This window comes from Nitrospirota bacterium, from assembly GCA_016207905.1.
Taxonomy (GTDB): Bacteria; Nitrospirota; Thermodesulfovibrionia; order Thermodesulfovibrionales; family JdFR-86; genus JACQZC01.
The window spans coordinates 1-25,299 of record JACQZC010000063.1 but is presented as its reverse complement, the minus strand read 5'-3'; the positions used below and the strand labels follow the sequence as shown (position 1 = coordinate 25,299).

Annotated in this window: 44 protein-coding genes; 41 read left to right on the top strand and 3 right to left on the bottom strand. The window is 43.7% G+C overall.

All coding sequences use genetic code 11. The annotated features are described in order from the left end of the window. From tuf to HY805_08050, 34 genes are all read left to right on the top strand, one after another. On the top strand, nucleotides 1-178 hold a 178-nt coding region (gene tuf, locus HY805_08215; protein ID MBI4824195.1), incomplete at its 5' end, for an elongation factor Tu. Nucleotides 179-181: 3 nt separating this feature from the next. Further along, the gene (rpsJ, locus tag HY805_08210) at nucleotides 182-490 is read left to right on the top strand and encodes a 30S ribosomal protein S10 (GenBank protein MBI4824194.1); all 309 of its coding nucleotides are present in this window, start codon (nucleotides 182-184) and stop codon (nucleotides 488-490) included. Beyond that, the gene (gene rplC / locus HY805_08205) at nucleotides 487-1,098 is read left to right on the top strand and encodes a 50S ribosomal protein L3 (GenBank protein ID MBI4824193.1); all 612 of its coding nucleotides are present in this window, start codon (nucleotides 487-489) and stop codon (nucleotides 1,096-1,098) included. Before rpsJ ends, rplC begins: the two co-directional genes overlap by 4 nt. Nucleotides 1,099-1,102: 4 nt before the next feature. Beyond that, the gene (rplD, locus tag HY805_08200; GenBank protein ID MBI4824192.1) at nucleotides 1,103-1,729 is read left to right on the top strand and encodes a 50S ribosomal protein L4; all 627 of its coding nucleotides are present in this window, start codon (nucleotides 1,103-1,105) and stop codon (nucleotides 1,727-1,729) included. After that, nucleotides 1,726-2,016 carry a 50S ribosomal protein L23 gene (gene rplW, locus HY805_08195; protein MBI4824191.1) on the top strand — a complete coding sequence of 97 codons (291 nt, stop codon included), beginning with the start codon at nucleotides 1,726-1,728 and terminating at the stop codon, nucleotides 2,014-2,016. The genes rplD and rplW overlap by 4 nt, the downstream gene beginning before the upstream one ends. Next, entirely contained in the window at nucleotides 2,016-2,834 is an 819-nt protein-coding gene (gene rplB, locus HY805_08190) for a 50S ribosomal protein L2 (GenBank protein MBI4824190.1), read from the top strand. The genes rplW and rplB overlap by 1 nt, the downstream gene beginning before the upstream one ends. Further along, nucleotides 2,834-3,109, top strand: coding sequence for a 30S ribosomal protein S19 (rpsS, locus tag HY805_08185; protein MBI4824189.1), 276 nt, complete (start codon nucleotides 2,834-2,836; stop codon nucleotides 3,107-3,109). The genes rplB and rpsS overlap by 1 nt, the downstream gene beginning before the upstream one ends. Continuing rightward, nucleotides 3,110-3,442: a 50S ribosomal protein L22 gene (rplV, locus tag HY805_08180; protein MBI4824188.1), complete on the top strand. Its 333-nt coding sequence runs from the start codon at nucleotides 3,110-3,112 to the stop codon at nucleotides 3,440-3,442. 10 nt (nucleotides 3,443-3,452) lie between these two features. Then, nucleotides 3,453-4,100, top strand: a complete 648-nt coding sequence (gene rpsC / locus HY805_08175) for a 30S ribosomal protein S3 (GenBank protein ID MBI4824187.1) — start codon at nucleotides 3,453-3,455, stop codon at nucleotides 4,098-4,100. A 5-nt stretch (nucleotides 4,101-4,105) separates the two neighbouring features. Beyond that, nucleotides 4,106-4,525 carry a 50S ribosomal protein L16 gene (gene rplP / locus HY805_08170; protein MBI4824186.1) on the top strand — a complete coding sequence of 140 codons (420 nt, stop codon included), beginning with the start codon at nucleotides 4,106-4,108 and terminating at the stop codon, nucleotides 4,523-4,525. Continuing rightward, on the top strand, nucleotides 4,522-4,737 hold the full coding sequence (gene rpmC / locus HY805_08165; GenBank protein MBI4824185.1) for a 50S ribosomal protein L29: 216 nt from the start codon (nucleotides 4,522-4,524) through the stop codon (nucleotides 4,735-4,737). The genes rplP and rpmC overlap by 4 nt, the downstream gene beginning before the upstream one ends. Continuing rightward, nucleotides 4,730-4,972 carry a 30S ribosomal protein S17 gene (rpsQ, locus tag HY805_08160; protein ID MBI4824184.1) on the top strand — a complete coding sequence of 81 codons (243 nt, stop codon included), beginning with the start codon at nucleotides 4,730-4,732 and terminating at the stop codon, nucleotides 4,970-4,972. The genes rpmC and rpsQ overlap by 8 nt, the downstream gene beginning before the upstream one ends. A 2-nt stretch (nucleotides 4,973-4,974) precedes the next feature. Further along, nucleotides 4,975-5,343 carry a 50S ribosomal protein L14 gene (gene rplN / locus HY805_08155; GenBank protein ID MBI4824183.1) on the top strand — a complete coding sequence of 123 codons (369 nt, stop codon included), beginning with the start codon at nucleotides 4,975-4,977 and terminating at the stop codon, nucleotides 5,341-5,343. Nucleotides 5,344-5,347: 4 nt separating this feature from the next. Continuing rightward, nucleotides 5,348-5,659, top strand: coding sequence for a 50S ribosomal protein L24 (locus HY805_08150; GenBank protein MBI4824182.1), 312 nt, complete (start codon nucleotides 5,348-5,350; stop codon nucleotides 5,657-5,659). Continuing rightward, nucleotides 5,659-6,201 (top strand): 50S ribosomal protein L5, encoded by a 543-nt coding sequence (gene rplE, locus HY805_08145; GenBank protein MBI4824181.1) that lies wholly within the window; start codon nucleotides 5,659-5,661, stop codon nucleotides 6,199-6,201. Before HY805_08150 ends, rplE begins: the two co-directional genes overlap by 1 nt. A 12-nt stretch (nucleotides 6,202-6,213) precedes the next feature. Then, nucleotides 6,214-6,399: a type Z 30S ribosomal protein S14 gene (locus HY805_08140; GenBank protein ID MBI4824180.1), complete on the top strand. Its 186-nt coding sequence runs from the start codon at nucleotides 6,214-6,216 to the stop codon at nucleotides 6,397-6,399. A 24-nt stretch (nucleotides 6,400-6,423) separates the two neighbouring features. Further along, on the top strand, nucleotides 6,424-6,816 hold the full coding sequence (gene rpsH, locus HY805_08135; GenBank protein MBI4824179.1) for a 30S ribosomal protein S8: 393 nt from the start codon (nucleotides 6,424-6,426) through the stop codon (nucleotides 6,814-6,816). Between the two features lie 12 nt (nucleotides 6,817-6,828). Beyond that, nucleotides 6,829-7,386 carry a 50S ribosomal protein L6 gene (gene rplF / locus HY805_08130; GenBank protein MBI4824178.1) on the top strand — a complete coding sequence of 186 codons (558 nt, stop codon included), beginning with the start codon at nucleotides 6,829-6,831 and terminating at the stop codon, nucleotides 7,384-7,386. A gap of 1 nt (nucleotide 7,387) precedes the next feature. Then, on the top strand, nucleotides 7,388-7,741 hold the full coding sequence (locus HY805_08125; protein ID MBI4824177.1) for a 50S ribosomal protein L18: 354 nt from the start codon (nucleotides 7,388-7,390) through the stop codon (nucleotides 7,739-7,741). Nucleotides 7,742-7,774: 33 nt separating this feature from the next. Further along, entirely contained in the window at nucleotides 7,775-8,278 is a 504-nt protein-coding gene (gene rpsE / locus HY805_08120) for a 30S ribosomal protein S5 (GenBank protein MBI4824176.1), read from the top strand. Nucleotides 8,279-8,313: 35 nt separating this feature from the next. Next, nucleotides 8,314-8,751, top strand: coding sequence for a 50S ribosomal protein L15 (gene rplO / locus HY805_08115; protein ID MBI4824175.1), 438 nt, complete (start codon nucleotides 8,314-8,316; stop codon nucleotides 8,749-8,751). A 1-nt stretch (nucleotide 8,752) separates the two neighbouring features. Further along, a complete protein-coding gene (secY, locus tag HY805_08110; GenBank protein MBI4824174.1) occupies nucleotides 8,753-10,057 on the top strand; it encodes a preprotein translocase subunit SecY in 1,305 nt (434 codons plus the stop codon). A gap of 22 nt (nucleotides 10,058-10,079) precedes the next feature. After that, nucleotides 10,080-10,829 (top strand): type I methionyl aminopeptidase, encoded by a 750-nt coding sequence (gene map, locus HY805_08105; protein MBI4824173.1) that lies wholly within the window; start codon nucleotides 10,080-10,082, stop codon nucleotides 10,827-10,829. Between the two features lie 22 nt (nucleotides 10,830-10,851). Then, entirely contained in the window at nucleotides 10,852-11,070 is a 219-nt protein-coding gene (gene infA / locus HY805_08100) for a translation initiation factor IF-1 (GenBank protein ID MBI4824172.1), read from the top strand. A gap of 19 nt (nucleotides 11,071-11,089) precedes the next feature. Then, the gene (gene rpmJ, locus HY805_08095) at nucleotides 11,090-11,203 is read left to right on the top strand and encodes a 50S ribosomal protein L36 (protein MBI4824171.1); all 114 of its coding nucleotides are present in this window, start codon (nucleotides 11,090-11,092) and stop codon (nucleotides 11,201-11,203) included. A gap of 2 nt (nucleotides 11,204-11,205) precedes the next feature. Next, complete coding sequence (gene rpsM, locus HY805_08090) at nucleotides 11,206-11,580, top strand: 30S ribosomal protein S13 (GenBank protein MBI4824170.1); 375 nt, start codon at nucleotides 11,206-11,208, stop codon at nucleotides 11,578-11,580. Nucleotides 11,581-11,587: 7 nt separating this feature from the next. Further along, nucleotides 11,588-11,974, top strand: coding sequence for a 30S ribosomal protein S11 (gene rpsK, locus HY805_08085; GenBank protein MBI4824169.1), 387 nt, complete (start codon nucleotides 11,588-11,590; stop codon nucleotides 11,972-11,974). Nucleotides 11,975-11,977: 3 nt separating this feature from the next. Beyond that, on the top strand, nucleotides 11,978-12,604 hold the full coding sequence (gene rpsD / locus HY805_08080) for a 30S ribosomal protein S4 (GenBank protein MBI4824168.1): 627 nt from the start codon (nucleotides 11,978-11,980) through the stop codon (nucleotides 12,602-12,604). Nucleotides 12,605-12,638: 34 nt separating this feature from the next. After that, the gene (locus tag HY805_08075; GenBank protein MBI4824167.1) at nucleotides 12,639-13,655 is read left to right on the top strand and encodes a DNA-directed RNA polymerase subunit alpha; all 1,017 of its coding nucleotides are present in this window, start codon (nucleotides 12,639-12,641) and stop codon (nucleotides 13,653-13,655) included. Further along, a complete protein-coding gene (rplQ, locus tag HY805_08070; protein MBI4824166.1) occupies nucleotides 13,645-14,058 on the top strand; it encodes a 50S ribosomal protein L17 in 414 nt (137 codons plus the stop codon). Before HY805_08075 ends, rplQ begins: the two co-directional genes overlap by 11 nt. Before the next feature lie 127 nt (nucleotides 14,059-14,185). Further along, nucleotides 14,186-15,436 carry a transcription termination factor Rho gene (rho, locus tag HY805_08065; GenBank protein MBI4824165.1) on the top strand — a complete coding sequence of 417 codons (1,251 nt, stop codon included), beginning with the start codon at nucleotides 14,186-14,188 and terminating at the stop codon, nucleotides 15,434-15,436. A gap of 2 nt (nucleotides 15,437-15,438) precedes the next feature. Further along, complete coding sequence (locus HY805_08060) at nucleotides 15,439-15,744, top strand: hypothetical protein (protein MBI4824164.1); 306 nt, start codon at nucleotides 15,439-15,441, stop codon at nucleotides 15,742-15,744. Beyond that, the gene (locus HY805_08055) at nucleotides 15,741-16,148 is read left to right on the top strand and encodes a PaaI family thioesterase (GenBank protein ID MBI4824163.1); all 408 of its coding nucleotides are present in this window, start codon (nucleotides 15,741-15,743) and stop codon (nucleotides 16,146-16,148) included. Before HY805_08060 ends, HY805_08055 begins: the two co-directional genes overlap by 4 nt. Beyond that, nucleotides 16,145-17,035, top strand: a complete 891-nt coding sequence (locus HY805_08050; protein MBI4824162.1) for a hypothetical protein — start codon at nucleotides 16,145-16,147, stop codon at nucleotides 17,033-17,035. Before HY805_08055 ends, HY805_08050 begins: the two co-directional genes overlap by 4 nt. A 9-nt stretch (nucleotides 17,036-17,044) precedes the next feature. Here the strand turns inward: HY805_08050 and HY805_08045 are convergent, their stop codons facing one another. Next, nucleotides 17,045-18,001: a cyclic nucleotide-binding domain-containing protein gene (locus HY805_08045; protein MBI4824161.1), complete on the bottom strand. Its 957-nt coding sequence runs from the start codon at nucleotides 17,999-18,001 to the stop codon at nucleotides 17,045-17,047. A gap of 96 nt (nucleotides 18,002-18,097) precedes the next feature. On the opposite strand from HY805_08045, the gene mqnE reads away from it, so the two are divergent. Both mqnE and mqnC read left to right on the top strand, forming a co-directional pair. Beyond that, on the top strand, nucleotides 18,098-19,186 hold the full coding sequence (gene mqnE / locus HY805_08040) for an aminofutalosine synthase MqnE (GenBank protein MBI4824160.1): 1,089 nt from the start codon (nucleotides 18,098-18,100) through the stop codon (nucleotides 19,184-19,186). After that, complete coding sequence (gene mqnC, locus HY805_08035; GenBank protein MBI4824159.1) at nucleotides 19,179-20,204, top strand: dehypoxanthine futalosine cyclase; 1,026 nt, start codon at nucleotides 19,179-19,181, stop codon at nucleotides 20,202-20,204. Before mqnE ends, mqnC begins: the two co-directional genes overlap by 8 nt. A gap of 76 nt (nucleotides 20,205-20,280) precedes the next feature. Here the strand turns inward: mqnC and HY805_08030 are convergent, their stop codons facing one another. Continuing rightward, nucleotides 20,281-20,568: a DUF433 domain-containing protein gene (locus HY805_08030; GenBank protein MBI4824158.1), complete on the bottom strand. Its 288-nt coding sequence runs from the start codon at nucleotides 20,566-20,568 to the stop codon at nucleotides 20,281-20,283. Nucleotides 20,569-20,721: 153 nt separating this feature from the next. Beyond that, nucleotides 20,722-21,192 carry a hypothetical protein gene (locus tag HY805_08025; GenBank protein MBI4824157.1) on the bottom strand — a complete coding sequence of 157 codons (471 nt, stop codon included), beginning with the start codon at nucleotides 21,190-21,192 and terminating at the stop codon, nucleotides 20,722-20,724. A 121-nt stretch (nucleotides 21,193-21,313) separates the two neighbouring features. Here HY805_08025 and HY805_08020 point away from each other — a divergent pair, with 121 nt between their 5' ends. The 5 genes from HY805_08020 to HY805_08000 all read left to right on the top strand — a co-directional run bounded on the left by HY805_08020 (nucleotide 21,314) and on the right by HY805_08000 (nucleotide 25,194). Then, a complete protein-coding gene (locus HY805_08020) occupies nucleotides 21,314-21,613 on the top strand; it encodes a helix-turn-helix transcriptional regulator (GenBank protein MBI4824156.1) in 300 nt (99 codons plus the stop codon). Nucleotides 21,614-21,662: 49 nt separating this feature from the next. Beyond that, nucleotides 21,663-21,800, top strand: coding sequence for a hypothetical protein (locus tag HY805_08015; GenBank protein MBI4824155.1), 138 nt, complete (start codon nucleotides 21,663-21,665; stop codon nucleotides 21,798-21,800). Between the two features lie 74 nt (nucleotides 21,801-21,874). Continuing rightward, nucleotides 21,875-22,834, top strand: a complete 960-nt coding sequence (locus HY805_08010; GenBank protein ID MBI4824154.1) for an FAD-dependent oxidoreductase — start codon at nucleotides 21,875-21,877, stop codon at nucleotides 22,832-22,834. A 55-nt stretch (nucleotides 22,835-22,889) separates the two neighbouring features. Continuing rightward, nucleotides 22,890-24,545, top strand: coding sequence for a tetratricopeptide repeat protein (locus tag HY805_08005; GenBank protein MBI4824153.1), 1,656 nt, complete (start codon nucleotides 22,890-22,892; stop codon nucleotides 24,543-24,545). Continuing rightward, nucleotides 24,520-25,194 (top strand): tetratricopeptide repeat protein, encoded by a 675-nt coding sequence (locus HY805_08000; protein MBI4824152.1) that lies wholly within the window; start codon nucleotides 24,520-24,522, stop codon nucleotides 25,192-25,194. Before HY805_08005 ends, HY805_08000 begins: the two co-directional genes overlap by 26 nt. The last annotated feature ends 105 nt before the right edge of the window (nucleotides 25,195-25,299 follow it).

Sequence of the window (25,299 nt, the reverse complement as noted above, 5' to 3'; positions counted from 1 at the left end):
GGATGTCACAGGGATAGTAAAGCTTCCGGATGGGGTAGAGATGGTTATGCCTGGGGATAACATAAATGTTGTGATAGAGCTTATCTCTGTCATAGCAATGGAGAAAGAGCTCAGGTTTGCAATAAGGGAAGGCGGAAGAACAGTTGGCGCAGGAGTCGTTACAGAGGTTATAGAATAAAGGATAATGAACCAGAAGATAAGAATAAAGCTAAGGGCTTATGACCATAGGGTGCTTGACCAGTCCGTAAAGGAGATAGTGGATACTGCTCAGAGGACAGGTGCGCGGATTGGCGGACCAGTTCCGCTTCCGACAAAGATAAGTAAATACACGGTTCTCAGGTCTCCTCATGTGGATAAAAAGTCCCGCGAGCAGTTTGAGATAAGAACCCATAAAAGACTTATAGATATACTGGATCCAACGCCTCAGACAGTGGATGCCCTGATGAAGCTTGAGCTTTCGGCAGGCGTTGATGTGGAGATAAAGCTGTGACAGGGATAGTCGGCAAAAAATTAGGTATGACACAGGTATTCGGAGATGCAGGAAGAATAATACCTGTTACTGTTATAGAGGCAAGCCCTGGGTGTGTGGTTGGCATAAAGACCAATGAAAGGGATGGGTATGAGGCAGTAAAGATTGGTTTCTTTGAAGTCATAAAGGAAAAGACAGTCAATAAACCAATGTTAGGTGTTTTTAAAAAAGCAGGCACAAAGCCTTACAAGGTATTAAGAGAGTTTCCAATGACAGGGCTTAAGGTAGGCGATATGATAACAGTGGAGAGGTTTTTTTCAAAGGGAGACATTGTGTCTGTGTCAGGAATCTCAAAAGGAAAGGGTTTTCAGGGAGTAATGAAAAGGCATGGTTATAAAGGAGGCCCCGGCTCTCATGGCTCGATGTTTAACAGGGCACCTGGCTCGATAGGGGCAAGCTCATTCCCATCGAGGGTCTGGAAAGGCAAGGGAATGCCCGGGCATATGGGCTCTGAGCGTGTTACTACCGAAAGCCTTACAGTCGTCGATGTAAGGGAAAACTTATTACTTCTTAAGGGCTCTGTGCCTGGCTCGAAGAACTCTGTTTTAGAGATAACGAAGGAAGACTAAAAAAATGCCTGAGATAGATATAAGGGATAAGGCAAATACAGTAACAGGAAGGCTTAGCCTTTCTGAAAAGGTCTTTGGCTTGAAGGGAAAAGAGAGCCTGCTACATGAGGCAGTTGCCAATTACCTTGCAAACCAGAGGCAGGGCACCCATGCAACAAAAACACGGGGGCTTGTCAGGGGTGGCGGAAAAAAGCCATGGAAGCAAAAACATACTGGAAGGGCAAGGTCTGGAAGTACCCGCTCTCCACTTTGGAAAGGAGGAGGTACTACCTTTGGACCTCAGCCACGGGATTACTCATACAGTATTCCAAAACAGGCAAGATTATCCGCACTTTTTTATGCCCTCTCAAGAAAACTCTCTGATGGCGAGGTGCTTGCCTTGAATGACCTTAAGGTTGAAGGAAGCCCTAAGACAAAGGACATGGTAGATATAATAAAAAACCTTGATTTGGCTAACAAAAGCATTCTTATAGTTCTTCCCGAAAATAATATTAATATTAGATTAGCATCGAGAAATATACCTAATGTGGATGTTAAAACAGTAAATGATATTAATGTGTATGATGTTGTTTCAAACGAAAGACTGCTGATTACAGAAGAGGCTCTGAAGAGGCTTGAGGCAAGGGCATGAGGGATATTTATTCTGTGATAAAAAAGCCTCTTTTCACTGAAAAGGGCGCATCCCTCAAGGAGACCCAGAACAAGGTGTTCGTTGAGGTGTATAAGGATGTAAACAAGGTTGACATAAAAAAAGCCATAGAGGAAATATTTAAGGTTAAGGTGGAAAAGGTCAATATGGTTCATGTAGAGGGCAAGTGGAAGAGCCTCGGAAAGTCAAAGGGCAAAAAGCCCGACAGGAAAAAGGCAATAATTACGCTCAAAAAGGGCGAAAAGCTTGACTTTATAGAAGGTGTATAATGGCAATAAAGACTTATAAACCGACATCCCCGGCAAGAAGATTCCAGTCTGTACTGGATTATAAGGAGCTAACAGAGGACAAGCCCTATAAACAGCTTCTTAAGCCATTAAAGAGAACCGGAGGTAGAAATTCCTCTGGTCGGGTGACTGTATGGCACAGGGGCGGAGGAAATAAGAGGCTTTATAGGCTGATTGATTTTACGAGAGACAAAAAGGGAGTTTCTGCAGTTGTCGAGACAATAGAGTATGACCCAAACAGGTCTGCTATGATATCGCTCCTTAAGTATAAAGATGGCGAAAGGAGATATATAATAGCCCCACAGGGCATTAAAAAAGGAGATGCTTTGCTTTCAGGAAGCGGAATTGATATAAAGACAGGAAACGCCATGCCCATAATCGAGATACCGCTTGGCACATTTATACATAACATAGAGCTAAGGCCCGGCCAAGGTGCAAAGATAGTAAGAAGCGCAGGTGCTCAGGCACAGGTTGTAGCAAAAGAGGAAAACTACACTCAGGTCAGACTCTCCTCAGGCGAGGTCAGGCTGATTCCCTCCGGGTGTATGGCAGTCATAGGTCAGGTAAGTAATGTTGCACATGAAAACATAACTTATGGAAAAGCAGGAAGGAAAAGGTGGCTTGGCATCAAACCCCATGTAAGGGGAGTTGCAATGAACCCCATAGACCATCCGCTTGGAGGCGGAGAGGGCAAAAGCTCTGGCGGAAGACCTCCCTGCTCTCCATGGGGAAAGGTAGAGGGCGTAAAGACAAGACACAGTAAGAGAACAGATAAATTCATAGTTAAGAGGCGAAAATAATGGCAAGGTCACTTAAAAAAGGCCCGTTTGTAGATGAGAAGCTTATGAAAAAGGTCACGGTCATGGCAGAATCAGGAGAGAAAAAGATAATCAAGACATGGTCGAGGCGCTCCACTGTTATCCCTGAGTTTATTGGCTATACATTTGCAGTTCATAACGGAAGAAAATTCATTCCTGTGTATGTTACTGAGAACATGGTTGGTCATAAGTTAGGAGAGTTCTCTCCTACAAGGACATTTAGGGTCCATGCAGGTGCAGGCAAAAAGGAGGAGTAAGTGGAGGCACGGGCGGTCCATAAGTATGCAAGGGTAACACCGAGAAAGGTAAGAAGGGTGATTGACCTCATAAAGGGAAAAAGCGCAGGAGATGCCCTCATATCTCTCAGGTTTATGCCTTACAGAGCCGCAAAACCCGTAGAGAAGCTCCTTAAATCCGCCATGTCCAATGCAGAGCAGAAAAAGGCGGCGGATGCCGAAAAGCTCATAGTGTCAAAGGCGTTTGTGGACGAAGGTCCCTCTATGAAAAGAATGTTTCCGAGGGCAATGGGTAGAACCAATATAATAAGGAAAAGGACATCTCATATAACACTTTATCTTGAAGGAGATTAGGAGGCTTTTTTTGGGACAGAAAACACATCCAATAGGAATCAGGCTCGGCATAATAAAGACATGGGACTCCAGATGGTTCTCTAAAAAAGACTATTCAGGTAATCTTATAGAGGATATTAATGTAAGAAGACTTATAAAAGAAAGGCTGTTTCATGCAGGGGTTTCAAGTATAGACATAGAAAGAACTGCCAAGAAAATGAGGGTCGCTATATACACTGCAAGGCCCGGCATAGTAATAGGGAAAAAGGGCGCAGAGGCAGAAAAATTGAGAACGGCAATCGTGGGGTTTACAGGAAAAGAGGTTGCACTCGATATAAAGGAGATTCGAAAGCCAGAGGTGAATGCACAGCTTGTTGCCGAAAATATAGCCCTTCAGATAGAAAAGCGGGTGGCATTCAGAAGGGCAATGAAAAAGGCAGTGGCATCAGCACTCAGGTTTGGTGCATTAGGCATTAAGGTGGCATGTGCAGGAAGGCTTGCAGGTGCGGAAATAGCAAGGTCAGAGTGGTACAGGGAAGGAAGGGTTCCTCTTCATACCCTGAGAGCGGATATAGATTATGGCATTGCAGAGGCAAGGACGACCTACGGGAAAATCGGTGTAAAGGTCTGGATATATAACGGAGATATTCTTCATGATGCAGGGGCTAAAGGGGCATAGAAATTATGTTGATGCCTAAAAAGGTCAAGTTTAGAAAGATGCAGAAGGGCAGGATGAATGGCAAGGCATACAAGGGCTCTGATGTCTCATTTGGAGACTTTGGCTTAAAGGCTTTGGAGCCGGGCTGGCTGTCGAGCAGGCAGATAGAGTCAGGAAGGATTGCCATAACCAGGCATGTCAAAAGGGGCTGTAAGCTTTGGATACGGGTATTCCCTGATAAGCCTATAACCAAGAAGCCTGCTGAGACAAGGATGGGTAAGGGAAAAGGAACGCCTGAGTCTTGGGTGGCTGTCGTTAAATCCGGCAAGATGCTCTATGAAATAGCAGGCGTGTCAGAGGATGTGGCACGTGAGGCATTAAGGTTGGCAGGTTATAAACTGCCTGTTGCCACAAGGTTCATCAAGCGTCAGGAGATTGCACAATGAAGATAACAGAGCTAAAAGACCTGACAGAGGAAGAGTTGGCTCAGAAAGAGCAAGCCCTCAGAAAGGAGCTTTTTAATCTGAGGTTTCAGCAAGCAACAGGCGAGATAGAAAATCCCCTTAGGATTAAAACAGTCAAAAAGGACATAGCGAGGGTTCTCACCCTGATAGCAGGCAAGAAAATAGCTGTGAAGGAGAAAGGTAAAGATGCCTAAAAAGGTTTATACAGGCAGGGTTGTAAGCGACAGAATGAACAAGACCTGTGTGGTGGAGGTCACCCGACTTTTTCAGCATCCGGTATATAAAAAGACTATGAAAAAGGTTCTCAGGCTAAAGGCACATGACCCTGAAAATGCCTGCCATATTGGAGACAAGGTGAGTGTTGTCGAGACAAGACCTCTCAGTAAGGACAAGAGGTGGAGTGTGCTTGAGGTATTGGAAAAGGCATAAAGATGATTCAGGTAAGAACTATACTTGATGTGGCAGACAATTCGGGTGCAAAAAAAGTCCAATGCATAAAAGTCATTGGTGGTAGTCGAAGAAGGTATGCAGGGCTTGGAGATATTATAGTCGTTAGCGTTAAGGAGGCGGTCCCTGAAAGCAATGTCAAAAAGGGCTCAAAGGCAAAGGCAGTGGTCGTAAGGGTCAGGGATGCACAAAGAAGAACGGATGGCTCATATATCAGGTTTGACCAGAACGCAGTTGTGCTCGTAAATCCCGAGGGCGAGCCTGTTGGCACAAGGATATTTGGGCCTGTGGCAAGAGAGCTTAGATGGAAGGAATTTATGAAAATAATATCTCTCGCACCAGAGGTTCTTTAAAGAGATGGGCATTAAAAAACAAGATACAGTGCTGGTGATAACAGGCAAGGAAAAAGGCAAAAAAGGCAGGGTGCTTGCCGTTATGTCTAAAAAGGGCAGGGTTATCGTTGAAAAGATAAATATGATTAAGAGGCATGTGAAGCCCTCAAAAAAATATGCACAGGGCGGGATAATAGAGAAAGAGGCAGCACTTCATATGTCCAATGTGATGCTTCTGTGCCCAAAATGTGGTAAGCCTTCGAGGGTAGGCGGTTTGACTATGGATGACGGAAAAAAGCTCAGGGTGTGCAAGAAGTGCAAAGAGGTGATTGATTAATGACAGAGCCAAGGCTTAAAGAGAAATACACGAATCTGGCAGTGCCTGCACTTCTGAAGGAGTTCTCCTACAGTTCCAAGATGCAGGTGCCAAGGCTTAAAAAAATTGTCCTCAATGTTGGACTTGGAGAGGCACTTCAGAACATAAAGCTCCTCGATTCCATACAGAAGGAGTTAACAATGATAGCAGGACAGAAGGCAGTTATAACAAAGGCAAAAAAGGCAATTGCTGGGTTTAAGCTGAGAAGAGGCATGCCTATCGGAGTAATGGTGACCCTGAGAGGTAAAAGGATGTATGAGTTCCTCGATAGGTTTATCAGTCTGGCACTGCCAAGGATAAGGGACTTTAGAGGGGTCAATGGAAAGTCCTTTGATGGAAAGGGAAACTACTCTTTGGGCATAAAAGAGCAGTTTATATTTCCTGAGATAGATTATGACAAGGTCGAGATAGTTCATGGCATGGATGTTACAATATGCACGACTGCCAGAGGAGATGCTGAAAGTAAGTCGCTTCTCAGCAATCTGGGCATGCCTTTTAAGTAAAAAAGGAGTTATATGGCAAAGACTTGCATGATAGAGAAGGTAAAGAGGACGCCTAAGTTTAAGGTAAGGGCATATAACAGGTGCCGTGTGTGTGGAAGGCCCAGAGCGTATTTAAGGGATTTCGGGCTCTGTAGGATTTGCTTCAGAGCATTAGCCCTCGCGGGACACATACCCGGGGTAGTAAAATCAAGCTGGTAAGATGTCAATTTTTAGAGGTGAGAAATGCTGACTGACCCTATTTCGGATATGCTTTTGAGGATTAGAAATGCCCTGATGATTAAGGCTGACAAGGTAGATATGCCTGCTTCAAAAATGAAGCTCGATATAGCAAAAATCCTAAAAGAAGAAGGCTTTATCAGGGCATATAAGGTGCAGAAGGACAAAAAACAGGGTGTCTTAAGGCTTAACCTGAAATACACTGAAGGCAAAAGCGTCATAACCGGGCTAAAAAGAATAAGCAAGCCTGGCAGAAGGGTTTATGTTGGAAAAGACAAGATACCTTCTGTTATGGCAGGCGTTGGAATCTCCATACTGACAACGCCAAATGGAGTTATGAGCAATAAGTCCTGTAGGAGAGCCAGTGTAGGCGGTGAAGTGATATGCCATGTCTGGTAAGGAGTCGGATGAATGTCAAGAATCGGTAAAAAACCTGTAGAGATTCCAAGTGGTGTTGATGTAGCCATCAGTCAAGACACCATAGAGGTAAAAGGACCTAAGGGAGAGCTAAAATGGGTCTTCCCTGGCAGGATGAAGGTAAAAACTGCTGGCAGGCACATCGAGGTTGAGCGCTCTGATGACTCAAAGGTTGACAGGGCACTTCATGGCCTCACAAGAAGTCTTATTTCCAACATGGTGACAGGTGTTACAGAAGGCTATCAGAAGGTGCTTGAGATTACAGGTGTTGGGTATAAGGCTCAGGTTCAGGGCAACAAGCTCCTTTTGAGCTTAGGATATTCGCATCCTGTGGAATTCGAGGTTCCAGAGGGCATTAAGGCATCTGTTGACCAAAAGCAAGTGCAGATAACCCTTAGTGGAATTGACAAGTATAAGATTGGTCAGATAGCCGCAAATATAATGGCATTAAGACCCCCTGATGCTTATAAGGGAAAGGGGATAAGGTATAAAGGACAGAGGATTAAGCTCAAGGCAGGCAAGGCAGGAAAGACAAAAGGGGCGGTGGCATAAAATGCAACAATTAGGAAGAAAAAAGAGACATCAAAGGATAAGGAAAAGTATTTCGGGCAACACTCAAAGGCCAAGGCTTTCTGTTTACAGGTCTCTTAATCACATGTATGCCCAGATAATAGACGATACTACTGGCAGGACCCTCGTATCTGCCTCAAGCCTCGACAAAGACCTGAAGGACTACAAAGGACACAAGGGTAATACGAAGATGGCATCCATGGTGGGCAGTCTTATAGGCAAGAAGGCACAATCGGTAGGCATAAAAAAAGTGGTCTTTGACAGAGGCGGGTATCTTTATCACGGAAGGATTAAGGCACTGGCTGATGCCGCAAGAGAAACAGGATTGGAGTTTTAGATTAAAATTCGAATTTGAAATTTTCAAGGAGGTGTGGTGGGAAAGATTGACCCGGAGGGCTTAACCCTGAAGGACAAGGTTGTATTCATAAACAGGGTTGCCAAGGTTGTAAAAGGCGGAAGGAGGTTTTCCTTTAGCGCCCTCGTTGTAGTTGGCGATGGCAGTGGCATAGTTGGCATGGGAAAGGGCAAGGCATCGGAAGTTCCCGAGGCTATAAGAAAGGCAGTAGAGCAGGCAAAAAAGTCTCTACTTAAATTTCCCCTTAAGGATGGAACGATACCCCACAGGGTAGTCGGAAGGTTTGGCTCAGGCTCTGTCATAATGAACCCTGCCCATAAAGGGACTGGGCTTATTGCAGGTGGTGCGGTTAGGTCAATACTTGAGGTTGGCGGAATTCAGGATATAGTGGCAAAGTCCTTAGGCGGACATAACCCTAATAACACAGTCAGGGCAACACTGGATGCCCTCGGTAAGCTAAGGGACCCTGAATCTTTAGTCAGGCTCAAAGGTAAAGTAGAGGAAGTAGAGCAGGAATAAATGCAGGATTTGAAATTCTTTGTGAGAGGTTATAGATGAGAATCGAAGAATTGAAACCCGCCCCTAAAAAAAATCACAACCCAAAGAGGGTAGGCAGGGGACAGGGCTCAGGACATGGCAAGACTTCAACCAGAGGACATAAGGGACAGAAGGCACGCTCAGGAGGAGGCGTAAGAGTCGGCTTTGAGGGCGGACAGATGCCCCTTCAAAGAAGACTGCCAAAAAGAGGTTTTACAAACCCCTTTAGAAAAGACTTCCTAACGCTGAACATTAAGGACATAGCAGACCTCAATCTCGACACTATAGAGCCACAGGTGCTTATCGAGAAAGGAATTATAAAGTCGGTCAAAGACGGTATTAAGATACTCGGAGAAGGAGAGATTAAAAGGGCAGTCAATGTAAGGGCAAATGCATTCAGCAAAACTGCCACCCAAAAGATAAAGTCAGCAGGCGGCACCGTAGAGGTGATTTGATTTGGGAGTAATCGGAAGCTTTCAGAATATCTTTAAGATTGCAGAGCTTAAAAGCAGAGTGCTTTTTACATTAGCCCTTCTTGCAGTGTACAGGATTGGCGCCCATATTCCCACCCCGGGAATAAACGGCGAGGAGCTAAGCAAGTTCCTCTCTGAAAAGGGTGGGGCAATCATGAGCTTTTTCGATATGTTCTCAGGTGGTGCGCTTTCGAGGGTCACGATTTTTGCACTTGGTATAATGCCCTACATAAGTGCATCTATCATATTTCAGCTTCTTACGGTCGTCATACCTGCAATAGGCAAGCTTGCAAAAGAGGGCGAGGCAGGAAGAAAAAAGATTGTTAAATATACGAGATACGGGACAGTTGTAATCAGTGCAATACAGTCCTTTGGAATATCGGTTGGACTTGAGGGAATGGCAGAGGGCGCATTCATACAGAGCCCGGGATGGAGCTTCAGGCTCATGACTATGATTACCCTTACATCAGGCACTGCATTTATCATGTGGCTTGGAGAGCAGATAACCGAAAGGGGCATTGGAAACGGTATCTCCCTTATAATCTTTGCAGGCATAGTGGCAAGCATCCCTAATGCACTTATAAGCACAGTAAGGCTTGTGAGGGCAGGTGAGCTTTCGCTTTTCTTTTTGCTTTTTGTCATTGCCATGATGGTTGCGGTTGTCGGCATCATAATATATATAGAGAGAGGTCAGAGAAAGGTACCAGTTCAGTATGCAAAGAGGGTTGTAGGCAGAAAGGTCTACGGAGGTCAATCAACGCACCTGCCCCTTAAGATAAACACCTCAGGGGTCATACCTCCGATATTTGCCTCCTCCATAATAATGTTCCCTGCAACTATTGCAGGCTTCATAACAGTGCCATGGGTTCAGGCAGTTGCAAGACAGCTCTCCCCAGGCACGGTGTTTTATACGGCACTTTATGTAGGCATGATATTTTTCTTTGCTTATTTTTATACCGCAGTTGTGTTTAACCCTGTGGATGTAGCGGATAACCTTAAAAAGTACGGTGGGTTCATCCCTGGCATCAGGCCCGGACAGAAGACATCGGAGTATATATACAAGGTGCTTACGAGACTGACATTCGTAGGTGCGATATACCTTGCAGTGGTATGCATTCTGCCTGAGATAATGATAAGGAGATTCGGGGTGCCATTTTACTTTGGAGGCACATCCCTTCTCATAGTGGTGGGTGTGGCATTAGATACGATATCTCAGATAGAGTCTCACCTCGTTACTCGCTCTTACGAGGGCTTCCTGAGAAAAGGAAGGGTAAGGGGAAGAAGATAGGCATTACTTTTAAGGATAAAGTGTGATATTGATAAAATCAGAGGAAGAGATAAAGATGATAAGGGAGTCATGCCAGATTGTAGCAGAGGTGCTTCAGGCTCTAAAGGGCTTTGTTTCCGAAGGTGTGACGACAAAAGACATAGAAGGGGTTGCAGAGGATGCAATCATAAAGAGGGGCGGAATACCTGCTTTTAAAGGCTACAGGGGGTATCCGTCAAACGTTTGCACATCGGTCAACGACCAGATAGTTCACGGCATACCATCTGGGTTAAAGCTAAAGAAAGGAGATGTCGTCTCCATAGACTTAGGGGTTAATTATAAGGGCTTTTTCGGAGATGCCGCAATTACCCTTCCAGTGGGAGAGGTAAGCGAACTTGCAAAAAGACTTCTCTCTGTGACCGAGACTGCCCTTTACATAGGAATCTCAAAGGCTGAGGCAGGCAGAAGGACATCCGATATATCCAATGCAATACAGGAATATGTCGAATCCAATGGGTTTTCCGTTGTCAGAGCATTTACAGGACACGGCATAGGCAAGTTCCTTCACGAGGAGCCCCAGATACCAAATTTCGGGCCTCCCGGCAAGGGGCCAAAACTGAAAGAAGGCATGACCTTAGCCCTCGAGCCAATGGTCAATGCAGGCAGTTATGAGGTCAATATCCTCGATGACGGATGGACCGCCGTTACAAAAGACGGCAGTCTTTCGGCACACTTCGAACATACAATCGTTATAACTAAGGACGGGGCAAAGGTCTTGACTAAAAGTAATTAAAAAAATTATAATATTTGGTTAAATGCCAAAAGAAGAAAACATAGAGGTTCAGGGCACGATTGTAGAGACACTGCCCAATGCTATGTTCAAGGTCGAGCTTGAAGGCGGACAGGTGATATTGGCATACATATCGGGAAAGATGAGGATGCATTTTATAAAGATACTGCCTGGAGATAAGGTCACTGTGGAGCTTTCCCCTTATGACCTGACTAAAGGAAGAATAACATACAGGTTTAAATAAATTTTTAGAGGTGATTAAAATGAAGGTTCGTTCTTCTGTCAAACCTGTTTGCGTTAAATGTAAGGTTGTAAAGAGAAAAGGTGTTGTAAGGGTTCTTTGCGAAAACCCTCGTCATAAGCAGAGGCAGGGATAAATATGGCAAGAATAGCAGGCGTTGACCTTCCAAAGAACGAACGGGTCGAGATTGGACTTACGAGGATTTACGGTATAGGTAAATCTCTGTCTCAGAAGATACTTTCGGAAACAGGTATAAACCCAAATATCAGGGTCAAAGACCTCAAGGACGGAGATATAGTTAAGATAAGGAGCATTATAGAGAGGGATTTCGCAGTTGAGGGCGACCTCAGACGAAGTGTTTCGATGAGCATAAAGAGACTTATAGATACAGGCAGTTACAGGGGGGTAAGGCACCGCCTGGGCTTGCCAGTGAGGGGGCAGAGGACAAAGACCAATGCCAGAACAAGAAAAGGGCCAAGGAAAGCGGTTATCGCTAAGAAAAAGGAGGCATGACAAATAAATGGCTCAAAGGAAAAGGTCAGGTAAAAAAGAGAAAAAACATTTATCCGTAGGTGCCGCACACATTCAGGCAAGCTTCAATAATACTATTGTTACGATAACCGACCCTAATGGAAATGTTGTTGCGTGGGCATCGGCAGGCGCGCTGGGCTTTAAGGGCTCAAGAAAAGGCACGCTCTATGCCGCACAGCTTACAGCAGACTCGGTGGCTAAGAAGGCTCAGGAGTTTGGCATGAAGCAGATAGATGTATATGTAAAAGGTCCTGGGGCAGGACGGGAATCCGCTATCAGGGCACTTCAAGCCGCTGGGTTAGAGGTTAACCTTATAAAGGATGTTACATCCGTGCCTCATAATGGGTGTAAGCCATCCAAAAGAAGAAGAGTCTAAAACATGGCAAGATACACGGATGCTTTATGTAGGATTTGTAGGAGGGAAGGCGAAAAACTTTTCCTCAAAGGCAACAGATGCTTTACCGATAAATGTGCCATAGAGAGAAGGAAATATCCTCCTGGACAGCATGGCCAAAGAAGAGGAAAACTCTCTGACTATGGGGTTCAGCTTAGAACTAAACAACTCGTAAGGGCATCTTACGGAATGCTCGAAAGACAGTTCAGGAGATATTTTAGGGATGCCGAAAAACAGAAGGGAGCAACTGGAGAGGTCCTTTTACAGTTCCTCGAAAGAAGGCTCGATAATGTCGTTTACAGGCTGGGCTTTGCATCCAACAGAAGACAGGCAAGACAGCTTATAGGGCACAGGTTTTTCTCTGTTAATGGAAAGGCAGTGAATATACCATCGTATCTTGTCTCGGAGGGCGATGTCATAGAGGTAAGGGAAAAGGCAAGGCAAATGCAGTTGCTTGCGGATAACCTTGCCTCGGCTCAGCAAAGAGGACTTCCGGAATGGCTTGAGCTTGAAATCGACAATATGAGAGGCAGGATTCGGCATATTCCATCAAGGGACGAGATACAACTGCCTGTTCAGGAACAGCTCATAGTGGAGCTTTATTCAAAATAAAATCGGGATCTGCTAAAAGCGTGAAGGAGGCTTTATGGATTTAAAGAAAAAGGGTTTTCAGCTTCCAGATAAAATAAGGTTCGAAGAAGAGACCCTGACAGATACATACGGGAAACTGATTGCAGAGCCTATGGAAAAGGGCTTCGGGACCACTATTGGAAACTCATTAAGAAGGGTTCTTCTTTCTTCGATACAAGGAGCCGCGGTTATAGGAGTGAAGATAAAAGGGGTTTTGCATGAGCTCTCCAGTATAAGCAATGTAAAAGAGGACGCCATCGATATAATACTTAATATAGAGAAGCTCAGGTTCCGAATGAGCGGAAACGGAAAGAAAAAAACAGCACTCATTAGCGTGAAGGGCCCAAAAAAGGTAACAGGCAGTGACCTTCAGGTCGATGCTGATGTCGAGGTGCTTAACCCCCAGCATCTTATTGCCACAGTTGACAAGGGAGGTTCCTTTGAGGCAGAGCTTTACATTGTAAATGGCAAGGGCTATGTGCCTGCAGAGCTTAATAAAGAGGCAGGACTGCCAGTGGGTGTCATTACAGTGGACTCTATATTCAGCCCTGTAACGAGGGTTAATTTCTGGGTCGAAAAGGCAAGGGTTGGAAGGGCAACGGATTATGACAGGCTTGTCATGGAGATATGGACCGATAGCTCGATAACCCCTAAAAGGGCTGTCTCAGAGGCCGCAAGTGTTATGTCAAAGCATATAGATTACTTTATCCTCGAGGAAGAACCGGGTAATATCGATGTCGAGCCTGCACAATATTATACTGTGCAGGATGAGCCTGTGTTTAACGAAAACCTTTTAAGAACCGTTGAGGAGCTTGAGCTTTCTGTGAGGGCGCAGAACTGCCTTAAAAACGCAAGCATAAAGACCATTGCGGACCTTGTGCAAAAAACAGAGTACGATATGCTGAGGACAAAAAACTTTGGCAGAAAATCCCTTAACGAGATAAAAGAAATACTTGAGGATATGGGTCTTAGATTTGGCATGCGTGTGGATCTCAATGCCATTAAAGGGCATGGGGGCAAAAATGCGCCATAAAGTGGCTGGCAGACTCTTTGGAAGAACCGCAAACCAGAGAAAGGCACTTCTTAGGGGGCTTCTGCACTCCCTCATCCAGCACCAGAAAATAGAGACAACTTTAGCGAAGGCAAAAGAGATAAGAAAAATAGCAGAGAAAGTGATTTCCATGGGCATAAAAGGAGACCTTCATTCAAAGCGACTTGCCTTGAGCTATGTGCCTGACAGGGCAGTCATGTCAAAGCTCTTTGCCGAAATAGCACCGCGATTTTCAGGAAGAAACGGAGGTTACCTGAGAATAGTGAAAACCAGAACGAGGGTTAATGACAGGGCACAAATGGCTGTCTTAGAGTTTATCGACTATGAGCCTCCCAAAAAGGCGGAAAAGAAAAAGACAGTAGAAAAGCCCCCCATTGACAAATAGGAGCTCTTTTAGTATCTTAGATTAAGAAGTGATTCAATAGCATAACCCCACTGGATAGGCAATGCCTTCCGGGTTATATTTTAAAAAACCACCAAATAACCGACTAAGGAGTTAATTCATGGCAAATATATCAATCTCCGAGCTAAAGGAAAAGACCATAGATGAGCTTGCGAAGGTTGCAAAAGAGCTTAATGTCGAGGGCGCCTCGGGACTAAAAAAGCAGGACCTTATTTTTGCAATTCTTCAGGCACAGGTAGAAAAAGCAGGCAATGTCTTTGGCTCGGGTGTCTTAGAGATTCTTCCAGATGGATTTGGCTTTCTCAGGTCCCCTGACTATAGCTACCTTCCGGGTCCAGACGACATATATATCTCGCCTTCTCAGATAAGAAGGTTTAATCTAAGAACTGGTGACCTTATCACAGGACAGATAAGGCCCCCAAAGGAAAACGAAAGATATTTTGCGCTTCTTAAGGTTGAGGCAGTAAACCATGGTTCGCCAGAGGAGGGCGTAAGCAGACACTTCTTTGACAATCTCGTTCCCTATTATCCGACTGAAAAGATAAAGCTCGAATACGAGCCTGCGGATTACTCAACGAGGGTGATGGAGCTTATAACGCCAATCGGAAAGGGCCAGAGGGGAATGATTGTAGCCGCACCAAGAACTGGAAAGACCATGCTCCTTCAGTCCATAGCAAAGGGCATAAAGAAAAACCAAAAGGAGATACATCTCATAATACTTCTCATAGACGAAAGGCCCGAGGAGGTTACCGACTGGAAAAGACAGGTCTCTACGGCAGAGATAATAAGCTCGACATTCGATGAGCCACCCCAGAGGCACTGTCAGGTATCGGAGATGGTCATAGAAAGGGCAAAGAGGCTTGTGGAGAGCCAGCGGGATGTCGTCATATTACTTGACAGCATAACGAGGCTCGCAAGGGCTTATAATTCAGTGATGCCTGCAAGTGGAAAGGTTCTTTCAGGAGGCTTGGATGCAAATGCCCTTCAGAGGCCAAAAAGATTCTTTGGAACCGCAAGAAACATAGAGACAGGCGGAAGCCTCACCATCATAGCCACCGCACTCGTCGATACAGGCTCAAGAATGGATGATGTCATATTCGAGGAATTCAAAGGCACAGGCAATATGGAGCTTCATTTAGACAGAAAGCTCGTGGACAAGAGGGTGTTTCCGAGCATTGACATTAATGCCTCGGGCACGAGAAAGGAAGAGCTCTTAGTTGACAAGGATGCCCTTAACAAGATGTGGATACTGAGGAAGGTCCTAACCCCGCTTAGCACAGTGGAAAGCATGGAGTTTCTCCTCGGAAAACTGATGGGCACAAAGAGCAATAAGGAATTCCTCGAGTTGATGAATAAATAAGTGTGAATGAGCGGAAAAGACTAAAGAGGGCTCTTGTAGCAGGTGCAATCGGAGGTGCTTCTCTGTCCATCGCAGTGTCGCTTCTTTTAGATGTCCTTTATGCAGATGTCCTTGGAGGGACATGGCAGGATGCTATCTCCAGAGACCTCAGAACCTTTATAGGCGTGACTGCCTCTTCGGAGTCTGCAGCGGTAGCCCTGATATTTGTCTTTATCCTCATATTCCTTGGCATTGTAGGCGCTCTGATGGGTGCAATATTTGCATTTTTCCTTTACAGATTCTTTTCTTCTCTTTCTGAACAACAATGAGCAGACTTCTGGATAATGGCTATTGCTTTGCCTGTGGCAGTAAAAACACAGAAGGGCTTAAACTGTCTTTTACATCTCATGGCAGTTCCGTTACTTCGGTATTTGTTCTGGAAAAGAGGCATCAGGGCTATAAGGATGTTGTTCATGGAGGGATAATCTGCACGATATTAGATGAGGCTATGGTAAAGGCTGGCATTGAGGCAGGTGCTTCACCTGTAACTGTAGAGCTTACTGTCAGGTTTAAGGAATCCCTCGGGATTGGCGAAAAGGCAGTTGTTGAGGCAGAGGTAGACAGGGCAGATTCAGGAGGAAGAAAGCTCATTAGCGCAAAAGCCTCCCTCAGAAGGCTCTCTGACAATAAGCTCCTTGCAGTTGCAAGTTCAAAGCTCCTTAATATGACATGATGTTTGGTCGAATCATTAGGTTCTGCGAGGAATTTTTCAGGGAAAACAAAAAGACGATTGGCATTCTGTTTATTCTCATAGCAGTTGTGGGTGGCATTTCAGGCTGGAGGTATTACAGATACACTCAGGATGTCCCGGAGTTCTGCGGCACCTGCCATATGCTCGATGAGTCCTTCAGAGGCTGGCAGAAAAGCACTCACAGAGACATTACTTGCCAGGTCTGTCATAGGATGAGCATTCTCGAGCAAAACAGACTCCTCATTGCGTATCTACTTAGAGGGCAAACGGTTCCGAGCAAGCAGGTGCATGGAAAGGTCAAGCCCTGGCAGAAGTGCATGGACTGCCACAAAAGGGCTGTTAAGCAGGGCACGGTCTCTGTGAGGGCAGGGTATGGTCATGCAATGCATGTCTTTAGAGAAGGCATAGAGTGTGTGAAATGTCATTCCTTTAGCGTCCATGATTTTAATCCCGACCAAAGGGCATGCTCAGCCTGTCATAAAGGTAAACTTGTGCACGGCATAGGCATGGAAGGGCTTTTGTGTCTTAACTGCCATAGTTTTAGCGAGAAGTCTCCGAAACTTATTTCCTCGAGGAAGTGTCTTGGCTGTCATAAGATTTCCGTATCAGGCCCGATGTCAATGTTTCAGTGCCTTCAATGCCACAAGCCTCATGAAAAGGTCAAGCTTCAAAGCAAAGACTGTCTGGGTCAGTGTCATGGAAACGAGGCAAAGGTTGGCCAGCACGGCATTCATATGGAAATCCGAAGGATTCGGGATGGATGCCTTTACTGCCATAAGGCACACTCATGGTCAGTTGGAGTAAGACAGGCAAAGACTCTCTGTAGTAGATGCCATCCCTATAAAGACCCAAGGACTTTTATATATTGACCTTTGGTTCTATTTCTCCTTGACCTTTTTTATAGTCTCCTGAACCCTTGAGTGATAGAAGTCCTGAAGGGTATCGAGGATTTTCGGGTTTTTCTCTATTACATCTTCAAGAAGAAGCCGATTAATCTCGATGACCCCGAGCCTGCCCTGAGCTATCACAGAAGCTGTTCTTGGTCTTCCTGTAAGAAAGGCAACCTCTCCGAAGACATCGCCTTCCTTGAGTTGAGCAAGCTCGATAGTCTTTCCTAAGATATGTGCTACAACCTTTGCACTTCCGTCCTTTATGATATATATAGAGTCTCCTGTGTCTCCTTCTTCCACTACGGTATGACCGTCCTCATATACAGAGGTTTCAGCCATCTCTATTATTCTTTGAAATTGCTCTTTTGAAAAACTTGAGAATAAATAAGGCACAGGCATGGTTTTTTTCTCAGCAGGTTTTTCCTCATCATACCTGCCTGTTTCTATCTCCCATGATACCTTTTCTTCCAGAGGAGATGTTATCGCCTGCTCTTGGAATTCGGAACCTGCAGGGACCTGCTCTTCGGTTAAGACAGGCTCTATGGTAATAGCAGAAGGCATCTCTACTTGTTCTTGAGTGAAAACCGTAGGGGATAATCTCGATGATTCAAGCTCTAAAAGAAGCTCTTTTGATTTATTCAATGCATCTTCGTCATAAGGGTCAAGCTTTAATATTATCTTATAGATAGCAAGTGCCTTCTGCTGGAAGCCCTGGTTAAAAAGAAGCCATGCGGCATTGTGATAGGCAGTAATCGCCTCTTTGTTCTGTCCTGTTCTTTGAAGGAGGTCTCCTATCTTTAGGAAGACATTTGGATTTTTTGGCTCTGCCTCTTTAAGGCTCTGAATTGCCTGAAGTGCCTTCTGCCATTCCTGTTTTTTCAGGGTACTAAAATATGTCTCCCAGAGTTTCTCCGAACCTTCCACTTTTTTCTTAAAAATCCCCATAAAGCAGTATAGGGTATCATAATGTTGGATGTCAATTAACAACCCTAACCCTCTACCACACAGAAAAATGAAACCCATTTTGTTTTATAATTAAAGATGCTTGATGAAATAAAAGAAAAGGTCTATTCAGGTATAAGGCTTACAAAAAAAGACGGAATCGGGCTTTTTAGCTCAGATGACATCTTTACATTAGGAGAGCTTGCCTCTTATGTCTCAAAAAAGAAAAACGGAGATAAGGCATATTTTGTGCGAAACCTCCATGTGAATCCCACAAACATCTGTGTCAATCGATGTAGGTTCTGTGCCTTCAGCCGTTCAAAAGGACAAAAAGGTGCATTTGAGCTTTCGATAAAAGACATCCTAAAGAACATCGGGTCTGCCTTAAAGTCCCAGCCCTTGCATGAGGTTCATATAGTCGGAGGTCTTCATCCAGACTGGAAATTCGGGCATTATCTTGAGATGCTCTCTGAAATAAGGAGGAACTTCCCTCTCCTTCATATAAAGGCATTTACTGCAACCGAGGTGGACTATATGCAGAGGATAAGCAGACTGCCTCTTAAAAAGGTATTAATACTGCTTAAAAGGCACGGGCTCGATTCGATGCCAGGAGGAGGTGCAGAGATATTTAGCCCTGCTATAAGAAAAAGGCTCTGTCCTCAGAAGCTCTCAGGTAGAAAGTGGCAATATGTGATGGAGACTGCACATAGGATTGGAATTAAAACAAATGCCACGATGCTTTATGGTCATATAGAAAACTATGGGCACAGGGTTAGCCATCTTTTAATGCTAAGAGAGCTTCAGGATAGGACTGCTGGTTTTCAGGCATTCATCCCTCTTCCATATCAAGGGGTGCGACCACACGCGAATAAGGGGACATGGCTGACTGCAAATAGTAATCCTGCGGATGACCTTAAGACAATCGCAGTAAGCAGGATTATGCTCGATAACTTTCCACACATAAAGGCATACTGGGTAATGTTAGGTGAAAAGGTTGCACAGCTTGCCTTACTTTTTGGAGCAGATGACCTCGATGGAACAGTCATTGCCGAAAAGATTGCCTATGCAACAGGCTCTCAAAGTAAAATAGGAATGACTGTCAGGGAGCTTGTGCATCTTATAAGAAAGGCAGGCAGGATTCCTATTGAAAGGGATTCGTTCTATAACGAGATAGAAAAATATGACTAAAAAAGATGCCCTTAAGATATTTAAGTCAGCACCACTTCTTGAGCTTGGAAGAATGGCTGACGATGTGCGCAAAAGCCTTCATCCAGGAGGCATTGTTACATTTATTATAGACAGGAATATAAATTACACCAATATCTGTGTAAACCAATGTAGATTCTGTGCATTCTTTCGTGACAGGGATGACCCCGATGCATATGTCATAAGTAGGAGAGAGCTTTATAAAAAGATAAAAGAGACAATCGAGTTTGGGGGCACACAAATCCTCCTTCAGGGCGGACTGAATCCTGAATTGGACATAAAATATTATATGAATCTCCTCATGGCAATAAAGAAGAGGTTTAATATAAACATACATGGTTTCTCTCCGCCTGAGATTACTTATATAGCAGAGAAATCGAATCTTACTATAAGAGAAACATTAAGATTACTCAGGTCCTCAGGGCTTGACTCCATACCCGGAGGTGGTGCCGAGGTCCTTTCAGACAGGATAAGAAGCATAATAAGTCCAAGAAAGATTAAATCAGGACAGTGGCTCAAGGTAATGGAGGATGCACACAGGCTTGGAATGAGGACAACTGCTACGATGATGTTTGGCTCAGTTGAAAAACCTGAAGACATAATCATGCACCTAAACTCAATAAGACGGCTTCAGGACGAAACAAGAGGCTTTACTGCATTTATTCCATGGCCTTTTCAGCCGGGAAATACTGAATACGCAAAAAAGATTCCTCCTGCCACAGGAGTTGAATATCTGAGGGTGCTTTCCATCTCAAGAATCTATCTAAACAATATCCCAAACATACAGGCATCATGGGTTACTCAGGGGATAAAGCTTGCAGAGATAGCACTGAGGTTCGGTGCAAATGACTTAGGCTCAACGATGATTGAGGAAAATGTTGTTTCTGCAACCGGGGTAAGACATATTGCCTCAAAAGAGGATATAATTAAAGCAATAAAGAATGCAGGGTTTAAGCCTGCTCAGAGAGATACTTATTATAATATCTTAAAGGAGTTTTAACTTTTACCAATCTTGCGGAGCACTTCTGCTAATAACACCCTAACATCTTCATCAAGATACAGTGAGATTTTAGACATTAGCAGGATGTTGCCTGTTTCTTTAAATCACTTTCACTCACGGATAACTCTTCGTCTATCTTTTCTCTGTTTTCGTAATAGTAAGAAAGGGCGTCATATACCTGTGGAAGGGTAAGATGTGAAAATTCTTTTACAAGTTCTTCTGGTGTCATGCCTTGTCTCAAGATATAAAACACTATTGACCGCACTGGGAACTTAGTGCCAGCAATTACAGGACTTCCCCCACAATGGGTTTTAAGTGAAATGATATATGGATGTTTGGCTTTAATCCTTTGGGCTACAGGCATTTCAGTTTATCTCCTTCGTATTTGTTATTATAGCATATAATTAATCTCCCACAATAATAAAGCATGGACATACGATATAAAATAAAAAAATAGGGGGCGGATGCCCCCCTCTTTTTCCGAACCTGTTAGTTAAAGTCTATCCGTTATAGTCCCTTACTCAATACCCATGTTTTTTAGGGTGGAGAAATATTTGTTGATGGTGTCATTAATTTTTTCATTAAGCTCTTGTCTTACCTTCTCTTCGTCTTGGAGTGGTATAAAGAAAAAAGTCCAATAACTACCATGAACGTTTCCAATTACTTCTACTTTTTTTACTAAGTCATTTTCGTTTTTTAAGGATATGTTTAGACCATAGGATTTCAAGCCTGCACACCCCAAATAATCCCTCCGCTCCTGTATCAGCCCTCCTAATATTGGCATTCCCCCATAGTTTGGGATTAATTTTACTTCTCTACAAGCCTTTTCTGCCTTTTCTCTGGCCTCTTCCAACTGTATTTCTTTAGTCAGAATAAGTTCTTTTTTTGCACTTCCACTTGTCATCATAGGCATACAGCCCACTAAGACCAACCCGAAACCCCCTATGGCAACCAAACCCAACAACCTTCTTCTTAAAATCCTACCCATAACCCCTCCTCTATTTAAGTTTTGGATAAATACCACATATAAGTGATATTTGTCAAGAAAAATATACACATAGTGGGTTTATAGGTACGGATAAACTACCTATAATGCCAGAGAGGGATTTATGGATAACATACAGAAAGAATTGGGTAAAACGATAAGAACTTTAAGGAAAATAAAGGCTCTGACTCAAGAAGAATTAGGTGAAAAGGCAGGTTTAAGCTATAAATTCATCGGAGAGATAGAAAGGGGTGAGGTGAACCCCAGTTTAAACTCCTTGGCAGGGATAGCTAAGGCTCTCAATGTAGCAGTAAGAGACTTATTTCCTCAGAAGGCTGATATATTATCAAGGATTTCCCCTTCCGACCTCAAGACCATCAAGAAATCCCTCAAGCTTCTTAGCAGAGCTTTTTCAAGGGTGTAGTTCCCCACACACTACTTAAGCCTTTTAAAAACAGATTTATTGTATAATAATGAATAAAGATACTTACGATGAGGCAATTGAGAATATTCAGGATGCCATTAAGCTTTATATTGAAAGCCTTAGAGCCCACGGAGAAGAGATTCCTGCCGAAGACATAACTGTCAAACCCCTTAAAGTCGCTGTATGAGTCCTTTTCTTCCACAATACTCCCTAAATAGTTCTAATTTTGTATAATAATTAAAAGCAGTAGAAGGAAGGGTAATGCCAGAAGAGCTATATGATGTAATAATCATAGGCGGAGGACCTGCCGGGCTTTCTGCGGCACAGTATTCGGCAAGGTCAAAGCTAAAAACAATCGTGCTCGATAAATCATCCTCTGCCGGTGCATTAGCCTTTGCACATAAGATAGAAAACTACCCCGGCATATGTAAGCCAATGACAGGCAAGGAGCTTCTTGACATATTCAGAAAACAGGCAGTGGGTTTCGGAGCAGAATACATAGAGGCACAGGTGGTAGGCGTAAACCTCATGGGAAATCTCAAAGAGGTCTTTACAATGGATAAAACATATAGCGGAAAAACAGTAATCCTCGCAACAGGCTCAATGGCAAGAAAGCCCTCTATCAAAGGCGAGGCAGGGTTCTTAGGAAAAGGGGTAAGCTACTGCGCTATTTGCGATGCACCGTTTTTTAAGGGCAAGAAGGTCTCTGTGGTCGGAGACTCGGAGGAGGCAGTTAAGGAGGCAGGGATTCTGACGAGGCATGCCGAAACCGTCTATCTCATATCAGCCTTAAATGCCTTCAAGGTAAGTGAGGACAACCCTGTCTTTAAATCCCCAAATCTCAAGGTCATTTTAGGACACACTGTTAAGGCAATCGAAGGCACAGATGTCGTCCAAAGGTTAAAGATGACCGACCATACTCATAAGGAGGCTACACTTGAGGTCTCAGGGGTCTTTATATATATGCACGGAAACAGGCCTGTGGTGGATTTCTTAGGCGGAATGCTCGAGCTTAACGAAAACGAATGCATTGCCACAAATAGGCTCATGGAGACATCAATCCCCGGTGTTTTTGCCGCAGGAGATGTTACATGCACAGAGGTAAGGCAGGTGGTTATTTCTGCATCGAATGGCTGTGTCTCTGCTCTTTCAGCAGAAAAATACATTACCCATAGAAGAAGGACAAAACATGACTGGGGGGCTTCAAGCCCTGACCATTGACTGACAACATCCAAAATTTCCCGGAACTGTGATACAAAACATGTTAAATTAATCCATGAGTAGGATTTCTATTTTAGTCAGCAAGCCTGTCATCCACCTTACCCTCATAGCACTCATTGGTCTTCTTGCATACTCAAATACATTTGATTCACCGTTTCAATGGGATGAGGGGAAGTTTATAACAGACAACCCAATTATTAAGGACCTCAGTTATTTTCTCAAGCCTTCAGAAGCAATGGGATTGGGAGAATACTATGGTGCCCTCAAAAATAGATATATTGGTTACCTTACATTTGCCTTAAATTATAAACTTCACGGGCTTGATGTAAGAGGCTACCATATTGTAAACCTTTCAATTCATATCCTTAATGCCTTGCTTGTGTATTTTCTTGTTGTATTAACATTCAAGACTCCTTATCTTCTGACAAGACCAACAGGGATTGCTTCGCCTTCGGCTCGCAATGACAGACAGGGTGAGGCTCGCAATGACACCTCTCCTGTCATTGCGAGGAGCGTAAGCGACGAAGCAATCACCTTGCCATTGCGATGCCGAAGCATCGGCAGAAGCAATCTCATTGCCCTTTTCTCCGCCCTTGTTTTTGTCTCACATCCCATACAGACAGAGGCAGTTACATACATATTTCAGAGGTTTGCCTCTCTTTGTGCATTTTTCTATTTATTATCGATTGTTCTTTATATTAAATGGAGGCTCTGTGTAAAAGAGAAGACCCCATATGTCATTGCGAGGGGCAATAGCCCCGAAGCAATCTCAGGGATTGCCACGCCTTCGGCTCACAATGACAAAAAGATAATTACTGCTTTATTGCTCTATCTGGGTAGCCTTCTCTCAGCCATTCTTGCAATGAAGACTAAGGAAAATGCATTTACACTTCCAGTAGTTATAATGCTTTATGAGTTTTTCTTTTTTAAAGGTTCACGGTTGAAAAGAATCCTCTATCTTGTCCCACTTCTTCTGACCATGCTTATTATCCCAATTTCTCTTATAGGCATCGATAAGCCTGTTGGAGAAATCATAGGAGATATAACTACTATAGTAGGTGGTTATGAGGATACCGCAAAGAAAACATACCTTTTAACCCAGTTCAGGGTAATTGTCACATACATAAGGCTTTTGTTTTTACCTATAAATCAGAATATAGATTATGACTACCCTGTATTCAATTCATTTTTAAATCCACAGGTATTTTTGTCCTTTCTTTTTCTAATCTTTCTTTTTAGCTCTGCTTTTTATTTTCTTATAAGGTCTAAGTTCTCTCCAGTATTAAGGCTTATTGCCTTTGGAATTTTCTGGTTTTTTATAGCCCTTTCAGTTGAATCAAGCATAATACCGATACCAATGGTAATCAATGAATACAGGGTTTATTTGCCTTCTGTTGGGGTGTTTACAGCTATAGCCATTGGAGCATTTTTAGTTACAGAAAGGCTTAAGAATAAGAAGACTCAGACAGCTATACTGTCATTTTTAACTTTAATACCACTTGTGCTTTCATATGCCACTTATGCACGAAATACTGTGTGGAAAAGCGAGATAAGTCTTTGGGAAGATATAATTAAAAAATCTCCTCACCGTGCAAGAGCACATAATAACCTTGGTTATGCTTACTTATTCAAAGGCTTAATTGACAAAGCAATAGAGCAATATCTGATTGCCATAAGACTGAAGGATTGCCATAAGACTGAAGCCGGATGATGCAAAGACACATTATAACCTCGGCCTTGTTTACTGCGAGAAAGGCTTCATTGACAATGCCATAGAACAATATCAAATCGCATTAAGACTAATGCCGGATTATGTAGAAGCACACAATAATCTCGGCAATGTTTATTATAAGAAAGGCTTAATTGACAAGGCAATAGAGCAATATCTGATTGCATTGATACTGAAACCGGATGATGCAGAGGCGCATAATAACCTCGGCCTTGTTTACTGCGAGAAAGGCTTCATTGACAATGCCATAGAACAATATCAAATCGCATCAAGACTGAAGCCTCACGATCCAGATATATGGAATAACAAAGGAATTGCGCTTGGTGAACTCGGCAGATACGAGGAATCCCTCAAAGACTTCGAAAAAGCCATCAAACTGAAGCCCGATTTTGCAAATGCATGGAATAACAAAGGAATTACGCTCGGTATACTCGGCAGATATGAGTCCGCCATTAAAGACTTTGAAAAAGCCATAGAACTGAAGCCTGACCTTGTAGAGGCACATTATAATCTCGGCATTGTTTATATCGACAAAGGGGAGTTAGATAAAGCGCGCAAAGAATTAGAAACGGCTTTACAAATAAACCCCGACTACTATCAAGCACGACAGATTCTTAATTCCATAAAATAAAATTTAAATTCTAATTATTAATACCTGCATAATAATGTCCGTTTTCGCTGTCATTCCCGCTTGTCGGGAATCCTTCCGACTTGTTCGGAATCAAAAGAAAGATTC